Source organism: Burkholderia sp. Bp9142, from assembly GCF_003853415.1.
In the GTDB taxonomy this organism is placed as follows: domain Bacteria; phylum Pseudomonadota; class Gammaproteobacteria; order Burkholderiales; family Burkholderiaceae; genus Burkholderia.
In genome coordinates this window covers 40,398-60,320 of record NZ_QTPP01000006.1, presented here as the reverse complement: position 1 = coordinate 60,320, position 19,923 = coordinate 40,398, and the positions used below count along the sequence as shown (strand labels likewise).

The following is a 19,923-nucleotide window of genomic DNA, read 5'->3' as shown; positions in this document are numbered from 1 at the left end:
GTGTCCGGCGGCGTCAGGCTGCCTTCGCCTCGAGTGCCGCGCGTGCGCATGTCTCGTCGGTGACGAGCCCCGACAGCCAGCCGCCGCGCAGCGCGGCGATCACCGCGTCGCGCTTCTTCGGGCCGCCCGCGAACGCGATCGTCGGACGCTTCGGCGGCGTGTCGAGCGCGACGCTCGTCACGCGCGTGCTCGTCGACACGTCGACCAGCCTGCCCTGCGCATCGATCGGCACGCCCAGCAGCTCGGCCACCGCGCCGAGCGCGGTCATCTCGTCGCGTTCCTGTTCGGTGATGAAGCCGTCCTCGTAGAGCGGGCAGTGCGGGCCGATGTTGCCGATCCCGACGAACGCGACGTCGGCCTGCGCCGACAGCGCATCGACGATCCGGTACAGCCGGTGATTGCACCATTGCGCGCGCTCGGCGTCGCTGTCGGCGAACAGCGGCGCGGGCAGCAGGAAGTGCTTGCTGCCCGTCTTCTCGGAGATGTACTGCGCGACGTCGTAGCGGTTCGACGAGCCATCGGCCGCGATCGCGCCGACCATCGACACGAGCCGGTGCTGCGGCCGCTCGATCTGCGCGATCTGCGCGACCGCCGCCTTCAGCGTCCGTCCGCTGCTGACCGCGATCACCATCGGCCGTGTTTCGTTCAGGTAGCGCTCCATCACCTGCGCGCCGGCGACCGCGAGCTTGCGGTCGATCGCTTCGGGCGCGTCGGCATCGACTGGCACGACTTCGCACATCGCGAGTCCGTAGCGTTTCGACAGTTGCGCGCCGAGATCGAGACAGTCGGCGAGCTGGTGATCGACGCGCACGCGGATCAGGTTTTTCTCGACCGCGAACGCGACGAGGCGCTGCGCGACCGGGCGCGACACCTGCAGCTTCTCGGCGATTTCGTTCTGCGTGTCGCCCGCGACGTAGTAGAGCCACGCGGCACGCGTGGCGAGATCGAGTTTTTCTGAGGACTTGGACACGATAGCGGTTCGGTTCGGATCTGGGCCGGCCGTCGGGCGGCGCAACGGCATCCACTGTAACGCATGCCGGGCGCGCGGCCGACGGCCGCCGCGCGTCGTCGCGGCGCTTACGCGAGCCGCGCGCGCGACGGTTCGTAAAGCGGGCGCACGTGACGATACAGCGCGCGGAACGCGTCGAGGCGTTCGCGCAGCAGCGCATGACGTGCGGCGTCGGGCGCATATTCGGCGCGCACCGGCGGCTTGGTCAGCACGGCAAGCGGATCGCCGCCGACGGCAAGCCAGCCCAGGCGCGCGGCGCCGAGCGCCGCACCGGTTTCGCCGCCGCCGTGCTGGCGCGTGCGCACGTTCAGCGCGTCGGCGATCAGCTGCGCCCAGAACGCGCTGCGCGCGCCGCCGCCGATCAGCGACAGCCGGTCGGTTTCGACGCCCGCCGCGTGCAGCGCATCGAGGCCGTCCGCGAGGCCGAGCGTCACGCCTTCGAGCACCGCGTAGCCGAGATGCGCGCGCTCGGTCGCGTGCGTCATCCCGAAGAACACGCCCTGCGCATACGGATCGTTGTGCGGCGTGCGTTCGCCGGACAGGTAGGGCAGGAACAGCGGCGCCGTCGCGAGCGCGTCCGCGTCGAGCGCCTCGATTTCGGCGAGCAGCGCCGGTTCGTCGGTGCCCGTCAGCTTGCAGACCCAGCGCAGGCAGCTCGCGGCCGACAGCACGACGCTCATCAGTTGCCAACGATCGGGGATCGCATGACAGAACGCATGCACGGCCGATGCGGGATTCGGCATGAAGCGGTCGCCGACCACGCTCAGCACGCCCGACGTGCCGAGCGACACGAAGCCGTCGCCGGCGTGGATCGCGCCGATGCCGAGCGCGCTCGTCGCGTTGTCGCCGCCGCCGCCCGCCACCACGACGGCCTCCGACAGCCCGAGTTCGCGCGCGACGTCCGCGCGCAGCGTGCCGGACGGCGCGTTGCCTTCGACGATGCGCGGCATCTGGTCGCGCGTCATGTCGCACGCGGCGAGCAGCGCGTCGGACCAGTCGCGGCGCGCGACGTCGAGCCACAGCGTGCCGGCCGCGTCGGACGGATCGGAGACCTTCGCCCCCGTGAGCCGGAAGCGCAGGTAGTCCTTCGGCATCAGCACGCAGGCCGTCGCGGCGAACACGTCGGGTTCGTGTTTCGCGACCCACAGCAGTTTCGGCGCGGTGAAGCCGGGCATCGCGAGGTTGCCGGCCAGCGCGTGCAGATCGGGCGCGCGTTCGGTGAGCAGCGCGCATTCGTCGGCGCTGCGCATGTCGTTCCACAGGATCGCGGGGCGCAGCACGCGGTCGTCGCGGCCGAGCAGCACCGCGCCGTGCATCTGGCCCGACAGGCCGATCCCGCGCACCTGCGCGAACGCTTGGCGGTGCCGTTCGCGCAGTGCCGCGAGCGCGGCGAGCGTGCCTTGCCACCAGTCGTCCGGATGCTGTTCCGCCCAGCGCGGGTGCGGCCGCGACACGCTGAACGGCGTGCCCGCGGTGCCGGCCACGGTTCCGTCCGGGGCCAGCAGCAGCACCTTGACTTCCGAGGTGCCGAGGTCGATGCCGAGATACATGAGCGATCCGTTCCGTCAGTGAGGAGCCGCTACTTTAGCCGCACGCACGCGCGCATGCCAACGCAGGTTCGCCCGGATGCGCGGCTGCGCACGGGCGGCGGGCCGCCGTGCTTCGGGGCCGCCCATCAGCGCTGCGCGAGCCATGCGTCGACGCGCGCGAGCCCGGCGCGCAGCGCCTCGAACAGCGCCGCGTTGCCGGCGAGCGAGCCCCACAGCGGGCGGCTCGCGCACAGCGCGACGACCGGGTCGTCGGCCTCGACGATCGCTCGCGCGGCGCCGTCGTCCATCACGCCGTCCTGGTACGCATACGGCAGCAAGCCGCGCGCCCAGCGTTCGAGAAAACGCAGGAACAGCGCCGGCAGCACGGCGGTGGCGACCGGCGCCGCGCCGCGTGCGAACGATTCAACGAGCGTCGGCGCGATGAAGCCGGGAATCTTCGAGAAGCCGTCGGCCGCGACGCGCTGGTTCGTGTCGAGCACGTACGGGTTGCCGAAGCGTTCGAGCACGACGTCGCGATAGCGTTCGAGATCGAGCGGGCTCGGGCTGAGGCACGGGATCACGTCCTGCGTCACGTAGTCGTGCGCGAAGCGGCGGATCGCCGCGTCGTGCGTGCCCTCGTGGATATACGTGCAGCCCGCGAGCGTGCCGGCCCACGCGATGCAGCTGTGCGTCGCGTTGAGGATGCGGATCTTCGCTTCCTCGTACGGGTGCACGTCGTCGACCAGTTCCGCGCCGGCCAGCTCCCAGCGCGGCCGGCCGGCCGCGAAGCGGTCCTCGATCACCCACTGGATGAACGATTCGCCCATCACCGGACACGCGTCATCGACGCCGGTGGCCGCGCGCACGCGTTCGCGCACGTCGGCGGTCGGGCGCGGCGTGATGCGGTCGACCATCGCGCTGGGCGTCGCGACGTTCGCATCGAACCACGCGAGCAGGTCCGTTGCGCCGCGCCGTTCGAGGAATTCGCGCATGCCTGCGCGAAAGCGCGCGCCGTTGTTGCGCAGGTTGTCGCAGCTCTGCAGCGTGAGCGGGCCCGCGCCGCGCGTCGCGCGCTCGGCGAGCAGTGCCGCGAGCGCGCCGTACAGCGTCGTGCGCGCGCCCTGCAGGTCGGCCGCGAGATCGGCGTTCGCGAGGTCGAGCCGGTTGTGTTCGTCGAGGTAGTAGCCGCCTTCGGTGACGGTGAACGACACGATCCGGCACGCCGGGTCGGCGCCCGCGTCGATCAGCGCGGCGAGGTCGATCGACCACGGCAGCACGCGCGAGATCGCGCGGACCGTCTCGTATGCGCGCTCGCCTTGCGGCGTGACGGTTTCGAGCGTGTAGGCGCCGTGTTGGGCGGCGAGCGCGTCCATCGTCGCGCGCATGTCGTCGCGGATGTTGCCGACGGTCAGCGACCAGCGTTCGCCGGCCGGCACGGCCGCGTTCACGCGATGCAGATACCACGCCTGGTGCGCGCGGTGAAACGAGCCTGCGCCGATGTGCAGCAGCACGGGCGTGCGCTCGGAGGGCGATTCGCTCATCCGGTGTCTCCTGTTCGTGCCAGTTTTCCTGTCGAATACGATCATTTGCTCTTTATGTGAGCGAATGATCGTATTCGGGCGAGTGAAAGTCAAGGCGGAGACACGGCATTTCGATGGTGCGCTGCGGCGGTGCGCGGGCAGTGCGGGAGCGGGGGCCGGAAGGAGCAGGGCGTCAGCGCCCTTCGCGCGTGAGCGCGACGAGTTCGTCGAGCAGCTTGCCGGCCGGCCCCGGCAGGATCCCGTGGCGGCGCCGGAACGCGGTGAGCGTGCGCACCGCGACGACCTCGCGCACCGGCAGCGTGTCGATCGTGCCGGCGAGCCGTTCGGCGCCGTACATCGGTTCGGCCATCCAGCTCAGGAAGCCCGCATGCGCGACGAGGCTCTTAAGCGTCGTGACCGAGCGCGTCTCGACCGCGATGTCGGGCAGCGCGAGCCCGTGCGCATCGAAGGTCGCGCGCATGTGATCGAACGGCGCGGTGCCGCGCGGCGGAATCGCCCAGCGCGCGTGCAGCGTGTCGGCGAGCGTCGGTGCGCGGCCGAGCGCGCGCAGCGGATGGTGCGGCGCCGCAACGATATGGCTGCGATCTTCCCAGCGGCACTCCGGAATCGCGACGATCTCGTCGGTGTCGGGCCCGTGCGCGGACAGCGCGAGATCGATCTCGTGCTTGTTCAGCCCTTCCGCGAGCCGGTCCCACACGCCTTCGAGAATCTCGACGCGCAGGTTCGGCCAGCGGTCGAGCACGCGGCCGACCGCGACCGGCAGCACGAGGCTCGCGATGCTGCCCACCGTGCCGACCTTGATCGTGCCCTTCGCGAACCCGCGCATCGCGTCGAGCTCCTCGCGCGCGTGTTCTGCCTCGTGCTGCAGCAGCGTCGCATGCGGCAGCAGCGCCTCGCCGAACGCGGTTAGCTGCACGCCTTTCGAATGGCGCTCGAACAGCGGCGCGCCGACCTGGTCCTCGAGCCGCTTCAGGATCCGGCTCAGCGCCGGCTGGGTCACGTGCAGCGCGTCGGCCGCGCGGCCGAGGCTGCCGCACGCGACGATGGTCGTGAAGGCACGCAATTGTCGGAGATCGAAAGTCATGCCGAACTGTAATGGCTTTTCGCAGAAAGTACAGTATCCGAGAATGACTCGCGCTTCGATACTGTGGAAACCGCCAAGCCACCGAGGAGACGCCCGAGCATGTCCGGCACCCCGTCCCATTCCGCCACGCCGATCACCGTCCGCGACGCCGTCATCGATTTGTTTCGCCAGTTCGGCATCGATCGCGTGTTCGGCAACCCCGGCTCGACCGAGCTGCCGATGTTTCGCGATTTCCCCGCCGATTTCCGCTACGTGCTCGGCCTGCAGGAGGCTGTCGTGGCCGGGATGGCGGACGGTCACGCGCAGGCCACCGGCAATGCGGCGGTCGTCAACCTGCATTCGGCGGCCGGCGTCGGCAACGCGATGGGCAACCTGTTCACCGCGTTCAGGAACCGCACGCCGCTGATCGTCACCGCGGGCCAGCAGGCGCGCGCGATCCTGCCGTTCGATCCGTTCCTCGGCGCGACGCAGGCCGCCGAGATGCCGAAGCCCTATGTGAAATGGAGCATCGAGCCCGCGCGCGCGCAGGACGTGCCGGCCGCCATCGCGCGCGCCTACCGGATCGCGATGCAGGAGCCGCGCGGGCCGGTGTTCGTGTCGATCCCGGTCGACGACTGGGACCAGCCGGCCGAGCTGCTGCCGCGCCGCGACGTGAGCAGCGTCGTGCGGCCCGATCCCGACGCGCTCGCGCGGCTCGGCGACGCGCTCGATGCCGCGCGGCGTCCCGCGCTGGTGGTCGGTGCGGCCGTCGATCGGGCCGGTGCGTGGGACGACGTCGTGCGGCTCGCCGAGCGGCACCGCGCAAGCGTGTACGTCGCGCCGATGTCGGGGCGCTGCAGCTTTCCCGAGGACCATCCGCTGTTCGCCGGCTTCCTGCCCGCGATCCGCGAAAAGATCGTCGCGCGGCTCGACGGGCACGACCTCGTGTTCGCGTTCGGCGCACCCGCGTTCACCTATCACGTCGAGGGCTTCGGCCCGCACGTGCCGCCGGGCGCCACGCTGGTGCAGCTCGTCGACGATCCGGGCACGGCGGCGTGGACGCCGTCGGGCGACGCGGTCGTCGGCAACCTGCGACTCGCGGCGCGCGACCTGCTGGCCCGGCCGGCGCCGCCCGAGCGGCCGATGCCCGCGCCGCGGCCGCCGCGTCCGCGCGCCGAAGCGCCGGCCGCCGGCGAGCGGATGTCGGTGGCGTTCGCGCTGCAGACGCTCGCCGACGTGCGCGACGCGCATGACATCGTCGTCGAGGAAGCGCCGAGCGCGCGGCCCGTGATGCAAACGCACCTGCCGTTCACGCGCAGCGGCACGTTCTACACGATGGACAGCGGCGGGCTCGGCTACGGGATGCCGGCCGCGGTCGGCGTCGCGCTCGCGCGGCCGGGGCGGCGCGTGATCGGCCTGATCGGCGACGGGTCGAGCCTCTATTCGATCCAGGCGTTGTGGAGCGCCGCGCAGCTGAAGCTGCCGATCACGTTCGTGATCCTGAACAATCGCCGCTACGCGGCGTTGCAGGACTTCGCGCCCGTGTTCGGCTTCGGCCCCGACGATCCGGTGCAGGGCACCGATCTGCCCGACCTGGATTTCGTCGCGCTCGCGCAAGGGATGGGGTGCCGCGGCATCCGCGTCGCCGATGCCGCGCGCCTGCGCGACACGCTGACGGACGCGCTGCGGGCCGATACGCCCGTCGTCGTCGACGTCGAGGTTGCCTGACGCGCATGGCGCGTCGTTCCGGAGAATCCATGCAAACCGTATCGATGCTGATCGGCGGCGAACGCCGCCATTCGTCCAGCGGCGCGACCTTCGTGCGCCGCAACCCGCTCGACGGCGAAGCCGCGTCGGCCGCGCCCGCGGGCACGGTCGACGATGCGCGCGCGGCGGCCGACGCGGCCGCCCGCGCGTTTCCAGCGTGGGCGGCGCTCGGCCCCGGCGCGCGCCGCGCACTGCTGTTGAAGGCGGCCGCGGCGCTCGAAGCGAAGCACGAGCAGTTCGTCGCCGCGATGGCGGCCGAAACCGGCGCGTCGGCGCTGTGGGCCGGCTTCAACGTGCACCTTGCCGCGAGCGGGCTCGTCGAGGCCGCGTCGCTGACCACGCAGGTCGGCGGCGAGCTGATCCCGTCCGACGTGCCCGGTTCGCTCGCGATGGGCGTGCGGCAGCCGGCCGGCGTCGTGCTCGGCATCGCGCCGTGGAACGCGCCGGTGATCCTCGCGACGCGCGCGCTCGCGCTGCCGCTCGCATGCGGCAACACGGTCGTGCTGAAGGGCTCCGAACTGTGTCCCGTCACGCACGGGCTGATCGTCGAGGCGCTGCAGGAGGCCGGGCTGCCGCCGGGCGTCGTCAACTTCGTGACGAACGCGCCCGAGGATGCGGGCGCCGTCGTCGATGCCCTGATCGCGCATCCGGCGGTGCGTCGCGTGAATTTCACCGGATCGACGCGCGTCGGGCGGATCGTCGCCGAAGCGTGCGCGCGTCATCTGAAACCGTCGGTGCTCGAACTCGGCGGCAAGGCGCCGTTCGTCGTGCTCGACGATGCGGATCTCGACGCGGCGGTCGCGGCGGCCGCGTTCGGCGCGTTCGCGAATTCCGGGCAGATCTGCATGTCGACCGAGCGCATCGTCGTCGACGCATCGATCGCCGACGCGTTCGCCGCGAAGCTCGCCGCGAAGGCTGCGTCGCTGCCGCTGGGCGACCCGCGCCACGGTCCCGTCGTGCTCGGCTCGCTGATCGACATGAAGGCCGTCGAGCGCTGCAACGCGCTGATCGACGATGCGCTCGCGCACGGCGCGACGCTGCTGTGCGGCGGCACGTCCGGCAGCACGCTGTTCCCGGCGACGCTGCTCGATCGCGTGACGCCCGCGATGCGGATCTACGCGGAGGAATCGTTCGGGCCGGTGAAGGGCATCGTGCGGGTCGACGGCGAGGCGGCCGCGATCCGCTGCGCGAACGACAATGCGTTCGGGCTGTCGTCGGCCGTGTTCAGCCGCGACGTCGCGCGCGCGATGCGCGTCGCGGCGCGCATCGAATCGGGCATCTGCCACGTGAACGGCCCGACCGTGCACGACGAGGCGCAGATGCCGTTCGGCGGCGTGAAGGACAGCGGCTTCGGTCATTTCGGCGGCAAGGCCGGCATCGCCGCGTTCACGGACCTGCGCTGGATCACCGTGCAGACCGTGCCGCGCCACTATCCGTTCTGAGAGGCCGCCGACGATGAGGATTGCGATTCTCGGTGCGGGCGCGATGGGCTCGCTGTTCGGTGCGCTGCTGGCCGAGCACGGCGAGGCCGTCACGCTGATCGACGTGAACGACGCGCATCTCGATGCGATCCGTCGCGACGGGCTGCGCCTCGACGACGATCGCGGTGAGCGCCGCATCCGTACGTTGCAGGCCATTCGGCCGGAAGCGGCGAATGCGGCCGCAAGCGCGTCGCCCGACATACCGTTCGACTTGCTGATCGTTTTCACGAAATCGCTGCACACGCGTGCGGCGCTCGAAGGCGTGCGCGCATTGCTGACGCCGCATACGCACGTGCTGACGCTGCAGAACGGTCTCGGCAACGTCGAGACGCTGAATGCGTTCGTGCCGCTCGAGCGCATTCTGGTCGGCGTCACGACGTGGCCGGCCGACTTCGCCGGCGCCGGGCACGTGCGTTCGCACGGTGCCGGCACGATCCGCATGATGACGGCCGACGGCGCGACGCGTCCGTTCGTGGCGGCCGTGGCCGACGCGCTGTCGCATGCCGGGCTCGCGTGTTCGCTCGATGCCGACGTGTGGGCCGCGATCTGGGAGAAGGTTGCGTTCAACGCGGCGCTCAACACGCTGTGCGCGGCGACGGGCTGCACGGTCGACCAGCTCGGCGGCGTTCCGGACGGCCCGCGGCTCGCGCTCGCGATCGCGGCCGAGACGGCCGCCGTCGCGCGTGCGAAAGGCATCGCCGTGGACGGCGAACGCATCGCGCGCAACGTCGGGCATGCGATCCACGCGCATCGCGGCCATCGGCCGTCGATGCTGCAGGACGTGCTCGCGGGTCGCCGTACCGAGATCGACGCGATCAACGGCCAGGTCGTCGCGGCCGCGCGCGAGACGGGCGTCGCGGTGCCGCATACGGACACGCTGCTCGCGCTGGTCCGGCTGATCGACGCACGGATCGACTGAGCATCAGGCCGGCGGCCGGCTTGCGCCGCAAGACGATACGAGTGCGTCGCGCGCAGGCGACGGCGCCGGATCGGGACGGGTTGGACAAGACACCGGAGCCGGCGCCGATGCGTCGACGCCGGCCGACTGCGCAGCACGAGATCCGGGCACGCGCCGCCGCGCCAGCCCGGACAACAGGAGACGCCATGAAAGTCATCGAATGCCGTTGTCTGGACGCGCGCCGTTCGCGCACCTTGCCGCCGACGCGCGGCGCGCGGGAGCGCGCATGAGCACGCGCGACGGATTGCAGCCGCCCCCGGTCGACATCGGCGCGACGCTCGACGACGGGCCGTTCACGACAATGCAGCGTTACGTGGTGCTGCTCGCCGCGCTCGCGATCGTGCTCGACGGTTTCGACGGCCAGTTGATCGGCTTCGCGATTCCGGTGCTGATGCGCGAATGGGGGATCACGCGCGGCGCGTTCGCGCCGGCGGTGGCCGCCGGGCTGATCGGGATGGGCATCGGCAGCGCGTGCGCGGGGCTGGTCGCGGACCGCTTCGGCCGCCGCCAGGCCGTGATCGGCAGCGTGTTCCTGTTCGGCGTCGCGACCTGCGCGATCGGCTTCGCGCCGGATGTCGCGACGATCGCGATGCTGCGCTTCTGCGCGGGGCTCGGGATCGGCGGCGCGCTCCCGACGGCCACGACGATGACGGCCGAATACACGCCCGCGCGGCGCCGCACGATGATGGTGACGGCGACGATCGTCTGCGTGCCGCTCGGCGGGATGCTGGCCGGACTGTTCGCCCACGAGGTGCTGCCGAGCTACGGCTGGCGCGGGCTGTTCTTCGCCGGCGGCGCGCTGCCGCTCGTGCTCGGCTTCGTGCTGGTGCGCGCGCTGCCCGAATCGCCGCGCTACCTGGCGCGCCGCCCCGCACGCTGGCCGGAACTCGGCGCGCTGCTCGCGCGCATGCGGCGGCCCGTCGCGCCCGGCACCGCGTTCACCGATCTGCGCGATGCACGCGCGCCCGGCGCACGAGGCGGGTTCGGTGCGCTGTTCGCCGGCGGGCAAGCGCGCGACACGATCGCGCTGTGGTGCGCGTTCTTCATGTGCCTGCTCGCGGTGTATGCGGCATTCAGCTGGCTGCCGACGATGCTGGCCGCGAGCGGGCTGAGCGTGTCGGTCGCGGGCTCGGGACTTACCGCGTACAACCTCGGCGGCGTGATCGGCGCGCTGCTGTGCGCATGGGCGATCGCGCATGCCGGTTCGCGCTGGCCGCTCGCGCTGTGCAGCATCGGCGGCGCCGTGAGCGCGGTGTGGCTGATGGGCGTGGATGCAAGCCGCCATACGGGCTGGCTGATCGTCGGGCTCGGCCTGCACGGGCTGTTCGTCAACGCGGTGCAGTCGACGATGTATGCGCTCTGCGCGTACATCTACCCGACGGCGGTGCGGGCAACCGGCACCGCGAGCGCGCTCGCGTTCGGCCGGCTCGGCGCGATCCTCAGCGCGTTCGCGGGCGCGATCGTGATCACCACGGGGGGCGCCGCGGCCTACCTGACGATGCTGGCGATCGCGATGGGGGTAGTCTGCGTCGCGCTGCTCGTCGTGCGACGGCATATCCCGCGACTGTCGCGCGCGACAGTGCAGCCGCGCGAAGGGGAGGAACTGGCCCGCACGTCGTCGTGACGGCGGGCGCATGACGTGCGCGGCTGACGTGCGTTACAGCGTGGTGCGCACGTGCCAGAGCTCGGGGAACAGCACGACGTCGAGCATCTTGCGCAGGTACGGCGCGCCGCTCGTGCCGCCCGTGCCCTGCTTGAAGCCGATGATGCGCTCGACGGTCGTCACGTGACGGAAGCGCCACTGGCGGAATGCATCCTCGAGATCGACGAGTTCCTCCGCCATCTCGTAGAGCTCCCAGTGTTGCTGCGGGTGACGATAGACCTCGAGCCACGCGGCCTCGACGGTTTCGTCGTGACGCATCGGCTGCGTCCAGTCGCGCTCGAGCCGTTCGGGCGCGATCGGGAAGCCGCGCCGCGCGAGCAGGCGCACGACCTCGTCGTAGAACGACGGCGCCTCGAGCGTCGCGCGCACCTGCTCGAGGATGTCGGGCCGGTGGGCATGCGGCTGCAGCATCTGCACGTTCTTGTTGCCGAGCAGGAATTCGAGCTGCCGGTACTGGTACGACTGGAAGCCCGACGACTGGCCGAGATACGGCCGCATCGCCGAATACTCGGACGGCGTCATCGTCGACAGCACGCTCCACGCCTGCACGAGCTGCTCGAGGATCCGCGACACACGCGCGAGCATCTTGAACGCGGGCGGCAGCGCGTCGCCGCGCACCGCGTCGAGCGCGCCGCGCAGCTCGAAGAGGGCGAGCTTCATCCACAGCTCGCTCGTCTGATGCTGGATGATGAACAGCATCTCGTTGTGATCGGGCGACAGCGGATGCTGCGCGTCGAGGATCGCGTTCAGCGACAGGTAGTCGCCGTAGCTCATCGACTTCGAGAAATCGAGCTGCGCGTCGTGCCAGCCGGCTTGCGCGGGGGCATCGCCCGGCACGTGCGGCGCTTCATGAGCGGGGTGGCCCGCGCGTGCGCCCGAGAACGGGCAGCCCGCCGGCGCATCGTCGCCGGGTGGCTGCATATGACCAGAATTCACGACTCTCTCCAGATTTGAATGACGGGGGCGCGGCGCGCGGCCTGCGCGCGCCGGGCGATGCCGATCAGGTCACCGCGCCGCGCTCGGCGAACTCGGGGGCCTTCCACGCATCGGTGGCGAGGATGTCGCGCAGCGTCTCGACGGCATCCCACACGTCGGCGAAACGCGTATAGAGCGGCGTGAAGCCGAAGCGCAGCACGTACGGCTCGCGGTAGTCGCCGATCACGCCGCGCGCGATCAGCGCCTGCATCACCTCGTAGCCGTGCGGATGCTCGAAGCTCGCCTGCGAGCCGCGCTGGTGATGCGCGCGCGGCGTGACGAGCTTCAGCGACAGGCCCGCGCAGCGCGCTTCGACGAGCGCGATGAACGCGTCGGTGAGCGCGAGCGACTTGCGGCGGATCGCGTGCATGTCGGTCTGCAGGAACACGTCGAGCCCGCATTCGACCATCGACATCGACACGATCGGCTGCGTGCCGCACAGGAAGCGCGCGATGCCCGGATCGGGCGCGAAGCCCGGCTGCATCGCGAACGGTGCGCGGTGGCCCCACCAGCCCGACAGCGGCTGCGAGAAATGCGCGTGATGGCGGTGCGGCACCCACACGAACGCCGGCGAACCGGGGCCGCCGTTCAGGTACTTGTACGTGCAGCCGACCGCGCCGTCCGCATGCGCGCCGTTCAGGTCGACCGGCACCGCGCCGGCCGAATGCGCGAGATCCCACAGCATCAGCGCGCCCGCGTCGTGCACGAGCTGCGTGACGGCCGGCATGTCGTGCATGTAGCCGGTGCGGTAGTTCACGTGCGTGATCATCGCGACGGCCGTGTCCGCGCCGAGCGCGCCCGGCAGGTCCGCCGGATCGTCGATCAGGCGCAGCTCGTAGCCGCCGCCGAGCTGCTCGATCAGCCCTTGCGCGATGTACAGGTCGGTCGGGAAGTTCGAGCGCTCCGACACGATCACGCGGCGCTGCGGTGCGCGCCCGGCCTGGTGGCGCAGCATCGCCGACAGCAGCTTGAACAGGTTGATCGAGATGGTGTCGGTCACGACGGTCTCGCCGGGCGCGCCGCCGATCAGCGTCGCGAGCTTGTCGCCGAGGCGGCGCGGCAGCGCGAACCAGCCGGCGGTGTTCCAGCTGCGGATCAGGCCTTCGCCCCATTCGGCGCCGATCACCTGTTGCGCGCGGGCGGCCGATGCGCGCGGTTGCGCGCCGAGCGAGTTGCCGTCGAGGTAGATCACGCCGCCGGGCAGCGCGAACTGGTCGCGCAGTGCGGCGAGCGGGTCGTCGCGATCGAGGGCGAGCGCGTCTTCACGGGTCTTGATCATGATGTCGGGTCAGTGGTTCGGTTAATCAGGAGGATCGGCCGGGCAGCGCGCGCAGCACCGCACGCACGGGGCTCGCGTCGAGCGTCGCGAACTTCAGCGGCAGTGCGATCAGCTCGTAGTCGCCGGGCGGCACGTCGTCGAGCACGATCCCTTCGAGGATCGCCATCCGGTGCGCGCGCACGCGATGATGCGCATCCATGGTCTTCGATTCCTGCGGGTCGAGCGACGGCGTGTCGATGCCGATCAGCTTGACGCCGCGCGCGGCGAGCAGGTCGACGGTCTCGGGCGCGACCGCGCAGAAGCCGCTGTCCCATTGCTCGACGCTGGCGCGCGCATAGGTGCGCAGCAGCACGCGCGGCGGCACGCCGTCGAGCGCGGCCTCGAGGTCGGCCGGGCGCACGACCGGCGATGCGCCGATGCAGTGGATCACGCGGCACGGGCCGAGATAGGTGTCGAGCGGCACCGCGCCGATCGGCGCGCCGTCGGCGTCGTAGTGGAGCGGCGCATCGCAGTGCGCGCCGGTGTGCGGCGACAGCGTCAGGCGCGCGACGTTGACCGGCGAGCCGGCCTCCATCCGCCATACGCGTTCGACGGAAACCGGCGTATCGCCCGGCCACACGGGGGTGGCGGGGCTGACCGGCGGCGAGATGTCCCAGAGTGTGTCCATGGCATGACGAATCGGTGAATCGATGCTTCGAATGATAGGTGGACGCTCGCAGAAAGTGCTTGCGAAATAAACATGGACAATCCGCCCGATTGGCAGATAATTCGAATCAGAGGGAAAACGGGGACCAAAAATGCATGCGATCACGCTCGATGCCACCGACTGCCGGATTCTGGCGGTACTGCAGGAGGAGGGCAGAATCAGCAATCTCGACCTGGCCGAACGCATCTCGCTTTCGCCGTCGGCCTGCCTGCGCCGGATGCGCCTGCTCGAAGAGCAGGGCGTGATCGAGCACTATCGCGCGTGCCTGAGCCGCGAGAAGCTCGGCTTCGAGCTCGAGGCGTTCGTGCAGGTGTCGATGCGCAACGAAGAGAATCAATGGCACGAGCGTTTCGCGGAAGCGCTGCGCGAATGGCCGGAGGTGGTCGGCGCGTTCGTCGTGACGGGCGAGAGCCACTACCTGCTGCGCGTGCTCGCACACAACCTCAAGCACTATTCGGATTTCGTGCTGAACCGGCTCTACAAGGCGCCGGGCGTGATGGACATCCGTTCGAACATCGTGCTGCAGACGCTGAAGGACGAAGCGGGCGCGCCGGTCGGACTGGCGCGCACCGGGGCGATCAAAGCGGTGTGAGGCCGTGGAAGCCGCCGCCGTGGAACACGAGCGGCGGCGCGGCGTCCGACACGTCTCGCACGCCGCAGCGTTCCACTTCGCCGACGAAGATCACGTGGTCGCCTTCGTCGTAGCGGCTGCGGTTGTGGCATTCGAACCACGCCAGCGCACCGTCGAGCACCGGCATGCCCGAGTTGCCGGCCGCATGCGCGATGCCTTCGAAGCGGTCGCCCTTGTAGGTCGAGAAGCGCTTGCACAGGTCGAGCTGCGATGCCGCGAGCACGTTCACCACGTAATGGCTGTTGCTGCGGAACACCGGCGTCGACGCCGATTTGTGCGCGAGGCTCCACAGCACGAGCGGCGGATCGAGCGACACCGAGTTGAACGAGCTCGCGGTGATGCCGATCAGCTGCCCGGACGGCGCGCGCGTCGTGATGACGGTGACGCCGGTCGCGAACTGGCCGAGCGCCTGGCGGAAGGCGGCCGAATCGAAATCCGGCGGGTTGGCATGCTTCATCGGGCGGCCATCCGGAACGAAACGGACAGGCGCGGCGCGCGGCGGATGCAACGGGCGCGGCGGACGAAAGGCGGCAAGGCCGGGGCGGTCGGTTGGAAAGTGGTGCGCATGGCCCGATTTTAGCGGAATCGTGACCGGCAAGCCCGTGCGGACGGCGCATTGCGGCGCGAGCGTGAGGTAGCGAACACTGTCGCGCGGCGCCGCCATCGCTGCGGAACGGCCGTTCGATCGCGTTTTGTTGCGCGCCATCGCGGCCGCGCCGCGCGCCGGGTGCTACCGCGTCGTCGCCAGCCCGAGCGACAGCGCACCCGTCAGGATCAGGCTCGACGCCCACACCGCATCGAGGTTGAACCAGCTCCGTGCAACGAACTTCAACCCGAGATAGCGGTACACGAGCCACGCCAGCACGCCGCCCGCGCCGATCATCGCGGCCGCGTGCACGGCCGCGACGACGAGCGCCATCCCGAGATGCGCGTCGACGAGCGTGGCCGCCGCGCGATGGCCGGCGTCCCCGTCGAGCCCGCAGAGTCCCAGATAAATCGGCACCAGCATCAGCCCCGCGCCGTGCGCGAGCGCGACCGCGAACGACCAGAGCCCGAGCCGCGCGGGCGGAATCCGCGCGAGCGCGCGCGGATGGCGCCGACGGATCAGCAACGCGGCGCCGAAGCCGATCACGAGCGCGCTCGCGCCGATCCGGATCGCCGACTGCCACGCGAGCAACGCGGCAAGCAGCCCGAACGGCAGCATCACCGTGAATACCGCGAGCGCGTGGCCGAGCGCGAGATAGCCGAGCGCCGCGACGAGCGCGCCTGCGCGGCGCGTCATCAGCGCGTTCGACACCGCGAGCGGCCAGCCCATCGCCGGGTTGAGCCCATGATAGACGCCGCTCGCGAGCACGGCCGCCCACAACGCGAGCGACGCGGGGAGGCCGGTGCTCAACGCTTGACCGACGGATAGCAGAACGAGTCGGTCGAGCAGTCGCCGCCCTCGAGCCGGATCTGGTGCGCGCGATAGCCGTCGGGGAAGTCGACCCAGTAGTCGTCGGCGAGCGTCAGCCCGCCGTCCGGCCCCGCATGCGCGAGCACCTGCGCGGCCGGCACGCCGTCCGGATAGAACTGGTCGTCCCACGTCGAGTAGAGCGAGTTGGTCCAGTACACGCGCCGGCCGTCGCGGCTGATCTCGACCATCTGCGGGCCGCCCGCGAACGCGCGGCCGTTCGTGTGCGGCGCGCGGCGCACGATCCCGCCGATGCGTACCGACCCCGCGAGCACCGGGTGATGCGGATCCGATACGTCGTACTGGCGCATCTCGCCCGTGCCCCAGCACGACACGTACAGGAAACGGTCGTCGAGCGACAGGTCGATGTCGGTCACGAGCGGCGGCACCGCGCCGAATCCCTTGAGCAGCGGCGGCAGTTCGTCGGCCGCGGCCGGCTCGGGCGGAATCGTCGCTGTCTTCTTCACATGGAACTGGCCGTCCTCGCGCCACCAGGTCCAGATCGACCCTTCGAGATTGGTCGTGTCGACCACGACGCCGACGAACCCGTATTCGCGCACCGGATCGTGCGCGGGCCGCACCTCGAGCGCCATCTGGTGGTGCGCGCCGAGATCGATCGTCTGCACGTTGCGCCGCGCGCGCAGGTCCCAGAAATGCAGCCGGTGGCCGTAGCGGTTCGCGAGCAGGTCTTCCGGCACGATGCCGTTCTCGAATTGCGGCGGCAGCGCCCATTCGCTCGACACCATGTAGTCGCGCGGCAGGTTCCACCAGAAGTCGTAATGCTTGTCCTGCGGGCCGCGGTCGATTTCCCAGCGGCCGAGCACGTCGAAGGTCTCGCAGTCCATGATGAAGATGCCGGGCGCGCCGTCGGTGCCGTCCTTGCCTGCACCGCCGAGCGTGCTCACGTAGATGCCCTCGGGGCCGCAGTGGACCGTGTGCGGCCGCGAATAGCCGGTCTTCGCGAAGATCTCGTCGGGCTCGATGATCTTGTGGATGCGTGCCTGCGTCGGGTGCGGCTTCGTGTCGATCACGTAGATGCGCGACGAGCGCAGGCCGGGGATGATCAGGAAGCGGCGCTCGAGAAACGCGTGGCCGGTCAGCGGCGACAGCGACGACGAACACGCATTCCAGCCGAAGTGGTGGAATTCGTCGCCGGTGTTCGGCATCGTCACCGTGTGCACGATCCTGCCGTAGGTCGCCGAGCCGGGCTTCACGTCGATCACGGCGAGCGCGTCGGGTCTGGAAAAATCGGGGCTCAGCAACAAGGTATAGGCGAATTCCTCCGCCGGCGCCTGCATCGCGAGTTCCGGCGAAGCGTGAAATGTCGGGTCAGGCCGCATGCTCATCGTAGTGCCTCTCTCGGTTGTATCGGATCACGGGCGCACGGCCGTTCGCGTGCGTGCGGGTCGAACAGTTGCGTGATGCGAATGCGCCGGCGGCCGCACGCGTTGCGGGACGCGCGGTGCGGTGCATGCATCAGATCGGGACAGCGGGGAAACGCGGTGCACCGGATCGTCGCGCATGCGGCGCAACGCGCGCACGGCGACGCAATGGTGCGATGGAAGCGACCGCGCGAGGGACGCCGGCGGCCGGGTTCGCGATGCGGACGGAATCTGCTGGGGCGTGCATATCGATGTTCCGGCGGATGATGGTGGCATCAGGGCGGGCATGCATCGGACGCTGCGTGCAGCCGGACGGTGTGCCGTCGCGGCGAGGCGTGCCTAAGTGTAGTCGAGAAACGCGCGGCTGGTGGTACGCGGCACGCACGCGTTTCTGCCTGATTCGCGCGCGAGTGAGATACTTGAACGCGTGCCGCTTCGCGCCGGTCAACCGGGCAGCGGCGATACGGACCGGCGGCGCCGGCGCGTGCCTGCGTGCCGGCCGCCGTCATCAACGAGGTGATGATTTCATGGTGAACGAGATGCTTGAAACCGCGACCGTGGGCGGCGGGTGCTTCTGGTGCACGGAGGCCGTGTTTCTCGACGTCGACGGCGTGACGGCCGTCCAGTCGGGCTATGCGGGCGGCCATACGCGCAATCCCGGCTATCGCGACGTCTGCGACGGCGACACCGGTCACGCGGAGGTCGTGAACGTGACGTTCGATCCGGCGCGCATCGGTTATCGCGAGATCCTCGAGATCTTCTTCGCGACGCACGATCCGACCCAGCTGAACCGGCAGGGCAACGACGTCGGCACGCAATACCGGTCGGTCGTGTTCACGCATTCGGACGCGCAGCGCGACATCGCGCTGGAGGTGATCCGCGAACTGGAGCGCGAGCAGATGTTCGGGCAGCCGATCGTCACGCAGGTCGTGCCGCTCGACGACAACTACTGGCCGGCCGAGGACTATCACCAGAACTATTACGCGCGCAATCCGGGGCAGGGCTACTGCTCGGTCGTGATCGGGCCGAAGCTCGCGAAATTCCGCCAGAAGTTCTCGCACCGGCTGAAGTCGCTGCGCGGCGCGTAATCGGCCGGCAAGCCCGCGTGTCATTTGGGGGCGCGGGCGCCCGCGCCGCGACCCCTACGCCGCCTCGCTGCGCCAGTGCGCGCACGCGGCGGCGATCTCGCGCGCGAGCGCGAGGCACGACAGCGGTGCGGAGCCTTCCGCCTTGTTGTTGATCGTGATGATCACCGGCTGTCCGGCCAGCGTGTAGCGCGCGGCCAGCTCGGCGAGCGCCGAGCGTGTGGCCGGATCCTCGTCGACGAGCTTGTCGAACGGCTCGTACTTCGCTTTCGCCTGTTCGTACTTGAACCCGCCGTGCAGGCTCCAGCGCACGATCAGCGGGCCCGGCGCGTCGCCGTCGAGCAGCGCGAGCGCGGCCGCCTGGCGCAGCGGGTCGGGCATCCGCGCGTGCAGGCCGACGCAGTAGCGCACGCCGAGCGCCGCGAGCGAGCGGATGAAGCGCGGCGTGAGCAGGCTCGCGTCGCGGATCTCGATCGCGTAGCGCGTGCCGTCGGCGTCCGGCGGCAGCGGCGGCAGCGCCGCGAAGAACGCCGACAGCCGGTCGATCAGCGCCGCCGGTTCGGCGAGCAGTTGATCGGGCATCGGCGAAAACTGGAACACCAGCACGCCGGCCTTCCTGCCGAGCCCTTCGAGGCACGGCTCCACGAATTCCCGGGTGGCGAGCGGCGCGTCGAGGAAGGTCGGGTTCGGGCCCGACGGCTCGCCGCGCCGGCCGCGCACGACCGCGTCGGTGACGGACGCCGGCGCCTTCACGACGAAGCGGAAGTCGTCCGGCACCTGTTGCGCATAGCGCAGGTAGTCGGCCACCGACAGCGGGCCGTAGAACGACCGGTCGAGGCTCACGCTCTTCAGCAGCGGATGCGCGCCGTACGCCTCGAGCCCCTCGCGCGACAGCTTCGTCTGCGCGAAATCGCCGTCGTAGACGATGCCGTCCCAGCCGGGGAAATACCACGACGACGTGCCGAGCCGCACATTCGGCGGCAGCGCGGCCGCCGCTTCGGCGACGTCGGCGGAAACCGGGGCGGGCGGCACGCCGCGCCGGCGACGGCCCTTCTTCGGCGGCGCGGCCGGCGGGGACGGCTCGTCCCACAGCAGGCCGGAGGCGGGGGGCGGTTCCGGATCCTGATCGGCGGAAGGGCGGGGTGATGCACGGCTGGCGGCGCGCGCAGGCGGCTTTGCAGGTTGCGCGGCGTCGCGCTCGTCCGGCGTCACGCGGTCGCCAGCGCCTGCAGGGTTGTCGTCTTCCGCCGGCGCAGCCGCGCGCGCGTCGTCGGGCGACGCGCCGAACAGGTCGAACTGCCCGTCGGCGTGCGACCCGTCCGGTTCGTCGCGCTGCTGTCGTTGCGGCGGTGTGTCGCGCCGCGTCCTGCCGTCACCCATGCCTGCCCAGCTTGAAGTGCC

General features: G+C 70.6%; 17 protein-coding genes. 6 read left to right on the top strand and 11 right to left on the bottom strand.

Features of this window, described 5'->3' with window-relative positions; genetic code table 11:
* Positions 1 to 13: 13 nt before the first annotated feature.
* From DIE22_RS08880 to DIE22_RS08865, 4 genes are all read right to left on the bottom strand, one after another.
* Positions 14 to 1,021 (bottom strand): sugar-binding transcriptional regulator, encoded by a 1,008-nt coding sequence (locus DIE22_RS08880; RefSeq protein ID WP_185640575.1) that lies wholly within the window; start codon positions 1,019 to 1,021, stop codon positions 14 to 16.
* Positions 1,022 to 1,077: 56 nt separating this feature from the next.
* Complete coding sequence (xylB, locus tag DIE22_RS08875) at positions 1,078 to 2,559, bottom strand: xylulokinase (protein WP_124604895.1); 1,482 nt, start codon at positions 2,557 to 2,559, stop codon at positions 1,078 to 1,080.
* Between the two features lie 125 nt (positions 2,560 to 2,684).
* Complete coding sequence (dalD, locus tag DIE22_RS08870) at positions 2,685 to 4,079, bottom strand: D-arabinitol 4-dehydrogenase (protein ID WP_124499774.1); 1,395 nt, start codon at positions 4,077 to 4,079, stop codon at positions 2,685 to 2,687.
* Between the two features lie 172 nt (positions 4,080 to 4,251).
* The gene (locus DIE22_RS08865) at positions 4,252 to 5,163 is read right to left on the bottom strand and encodes a LysR family transcriptional regulator (RefSeq protein ID WP_124499775.1); all 912 of its coding nucleotides are present in this window, start codon (positions 5,161 to 5,163) and stop codon (positions 4,252 to 4,254) included.
* Positions 5,164 to 5,262: 99 nt separating this feature from the next.
* On the opposite strand from DIE22_RS08865, the gene mdlC reads away from it, so the two are divergent.
* The 4 genes from mdlC (at position 5,263) to DIE22_RS08845 (ending at position 10,972) form a co-directional block, all read left to right on the top strand.
* Complete coding sequence (mdlC, locus tag DIE22_RS08860; protein WP_124604893.1) at positions 5,263 to 6,870, top strand: benzoylformate decarboxylase; 1,608 nt, start codon at positions 5,263 to 5,265, stop codon at positions 6,868 to 6,870.
* Between the two features lie 29 nt (positions 6,871 to 6,899).
* Complete coding sequence (locus DIE22_RS08855; protein ID WP_124604892.1) at positions 6,900 to 8,351, top strand: aldehyde dehydrogenase family protein; 1,452 nt, start codon at positions 6,900 to 6,902, stop codon at positions 8,349 to 8,351.
* Positions 8,352 to 8,364: 13 nt separating this feature from the next.
* Positions 8,365 to 9,309 carry a ketopantoate reductase family protein gene (locus tag DIE22_RS08850; RefSeq protein ID WP_124604891.1) on the top strand — a complete coding sequence of 315 codons (945 nt, stop codon included), beginning with the start codon at positions 8,365 to 8,367 and terminating at the stop codon, positions 9,307 to 9,309.
* A 265-nt stretch (positions 9,310 to 9,574) separates the two neighbouring features.
* On the top strand, positions 9,575 to 10,972 hold the full coding sequence (locus tag DIE22_RS08845) for an MFS transporter (RefSeq protein ID WP_124604890.1): 1,398 nt from the start codon (positions 9,575 to 9,577) through the stop codon (positions 10,970 to 10,972).
* A gap of 33 nt (positions 10,973 to 11,005) precedes the next feature.
* On the opposite strand, the gene kynA is transcribed toward DIE22_RS08845, so the two are convergent.
* The 3 genes from kynA to kynB all read right to left on the bottom strand — a co-directional run bounded on the left by kynA (position 11,006) and on the right by kynB (position 13,932).
* Positions 11,006 to 11,932 (bottom strand): tryptophan 2,3-dioxygenase, encoded by a 927-nt coding sequence (kynA, locus tag DIE22_RS08840; RefSeq protein ID WP_124604970.1) that lies wholly within the window; start codon positions 11,930 to 11,932, stop codon positions 11,006 to 11,008.
* Between the two features lie 79 nt (positions 11,933 to 12,011).
* Complete coding sequence (gene kynU, locus DIE22_RS08835) at positions 12,012 to 13,265, bottom strand: kynureninase (RefSeq protein WP_409364645.1); 1,254 nt, start codon at positions 13,263 to 13,265, stop codon at positions 12,012 to 12,014.
* Positions 13,266 to 13,290: 25 nt separating this feature from the next.
* The gene (gene kynB, locus DIE22_RS08830) at positions 13,291 to 13,932 is read right to left on the bottom strand and encodes an arylformamidase (protein WP_124604889.1); all 642 of its coding nucleotides are present in this window, start codon (positions 13,930 to 13,932) and stop codon (positions 13,291 to 13,293) included.
* Positions 13,933 to 14,062: 130 nt separating this feature from the next.
* On the opposite strand from kynB, the gene DIE22_RS08825 reads away from it, so the two are divergent.
* On the top strand, positions 14,063 to 14,563 hold the full coding sequence (locus DIE22_RS08825; RefSeq protein ID WP_006477992.1) for an Lrp/AsnC family transcriptional regulator: 501 nt from the start codon (positions 14,063 to 14,065) through the stop codon (positions 14,561 to 14,563).
* Here DIE22_RS08825 and DIE22_RS08820 read toward each other — a convergent pair.
* The 3 genes from DIE22_RS08820 to DIE22_RS08810 form a co-directional block, all read right to left on the bottom strand.
* On the bottom strand, positions 14,550 to 15,059 hold the full coding sequence (locus DIE22_RS08820) for a flavin reductase family protein (RefSeq protein ID WP_124499781.1): 510 nt from the start codon (positions 15,057 to 15,059) through the stop codon (positions 14,550 to 14,552). The genes DIE22_RS08825 and DIE22_RS08820 overlap by 14 nt on opposite strands.
* 273 nt (positions 15,060 to 15,332) lie before the next feature.
* Entirely contained in the window at positions 15,333 to 15,998 is a 666-nt protein-coding gene (locus DIE22_RS08815) for a hypothetical protein (RefSeq protein ID WP_124604888.1), read from the bottom strand.
* Positions 15,995 to 17,401 (bottom strand): selenium-binding protein SBP56-related protein, encoded by a 1,407-nt coding sequence (locus DIE22_RS08810; RefSeq protein WP_124499783.1) that lies wholly within the window; start codon positions 17,399 to 17,401, stop codon positions 15,995 to 15,997. The genes DIE22_RS08815 and DIE22_RS08810 overlap by 4 nt, the downstream gene beginning before the upstream one ends.
* A 563-nt stretch (positions 17,402 to 17,964) precedes the next feature.
* On the opposite strand from DIE22_RS08810, the gene msrA reads away from it, so the two are divergent.
* Positions 17,965 to 18,525 carry a peptide-methionine (S)-S-oxide reductase MsrA gene (gene msrA, locus DIE22_RS08805; protein WP_124499784.1) on the top strand — a complete coding sequence of 187 codons (561 nt, stop codon included), beginning with the start codon at positions 17,965 to 17,967 and terminating at the stop codon, positions 18,523 to 18,525.
* A 54-nt stretch (positions 18,526 to 18,579) separates the two neighbouring features.
* On the opposite strand, the gene DIE22_RS08800 is transcribed toward msrA, so the two are convergent.
* Positions 18,580 to 19,902, bottom strand: coding sequence for a DUF72 domain-containing protein (locus tag DIE22_RS08800; protein ID WP_124499785.1), 1,323 nt, complete (start codon positions 19,900 to 19,902; stop codon positions 18,580 to 18,582).
* Between the last annotated feature and the right edge of the window lie 21 nt (positions 19,903 to 19,923).

Coding starts and splice junctions, on each gene's coding strand:
- DIE22_RS08880 (WP_185640575.1), bottom strand. CDS start 1,021: ATGCCGTTGCGCCGCCCGACGGCCGGCCCAGATCCGAACCGAACCGCT.
- xylB (WP_124604895.1), bottom strand. CDS start 2,559: ATGTATCTCGGCATCGACCTCGGCACCTCGGAAGTCAAGGTGCTGCTG.
- dalD (WP_124499774.1), bottom strand. CDS start 4,079: ATGAGCGAATCGCCCTCCGAGCGCACGCCCGTGCTGCTGCACATCGGC.
- DIE22_RS08865 (WP_124499775.1), bottom strand. CDS start 5,163: ATGACTTTCGATCTCCGACAATTGCGTGCCTTCACGACCATCGTCGCG.
- mdlC (WP_124604893.1), top strand. CDS start 5,263: ATGTCCGGCACCCCGTCCCATTCCGCCACGCCGATCACCGTCCGCGAC.
- DIE22_RS08855 (WP_124604892.1), top strand. CDS start 6,900: ATGCAAACCGTATCGATGCTGATCGGCGGCGAACGCCGCCATTCGTCC.
- DIE22_RS08850 (WP_124604891.1), top strand. CDS start 8,365: ATGAGGATTGCGATTCTCGGTGCGGGCGCGATGGGCTCGCTGTTCGGT.
- DIE22_RS08845 (WP_124604890.1), top strand. CDS start 9,575: ATGAGCACGCGCGACGGATTGCAGCCGCCCCCGGTCGACATCGGCGCG.
- kynA (WP_124604970.1), bottom strand. CDS start 11,932: ATGCAGCCACCCGGCGACGATGCGCCGGCGGGCTGCCCGTTCTCGGGC.
- kynU (WP_409364645.1), bottom strand. CDS start 13,265: ATGATCAAGACCCGTGAAGACGCGCTCGCCCTCGATCGCGACGACCCG.
- kynB (WP_124604889.1), bottom strand. CDS start 13,932: ATGGACACACTCTGGGACATCTCGCCGCCGGTCAGCCCCGCCACCCCC.
- DIE22_RS08825 (WP_006477992.1), top strand. CDS start 14,063: ATGCATGCGATCACGCTCGATGCCACCGACTGCCGGATTCTGGCGGTA.
- DIE22_RS08820 (WP_124499781.1), bottom strand. CDS start 15,059: ATGAAGCATGCCAACCCGCCGGATTTCGATTCGGCCGCCTTCCGCCAG.
- DIE22_RS08810 (WP_124499783.1), bottom strand. CDS start 17,401: ATGAGCATGCGGCCTGACCCGACATTTCACGCTTCGCCGGAACTCGCG.
- msrA (WP_124499784.1), top strand. CDS start 17,965: ATGGTGAACGAGATGCTTGAAACCGCGACCGTGGGCGGCGGGTGCTTC.
- DIE22_RS08800 (WP_124499785.1), bottom strand. CDS start 19,902: ATGGGTGACGGCAGGACGCGGCGCGACACACCGCCGCAACGACAGCAG.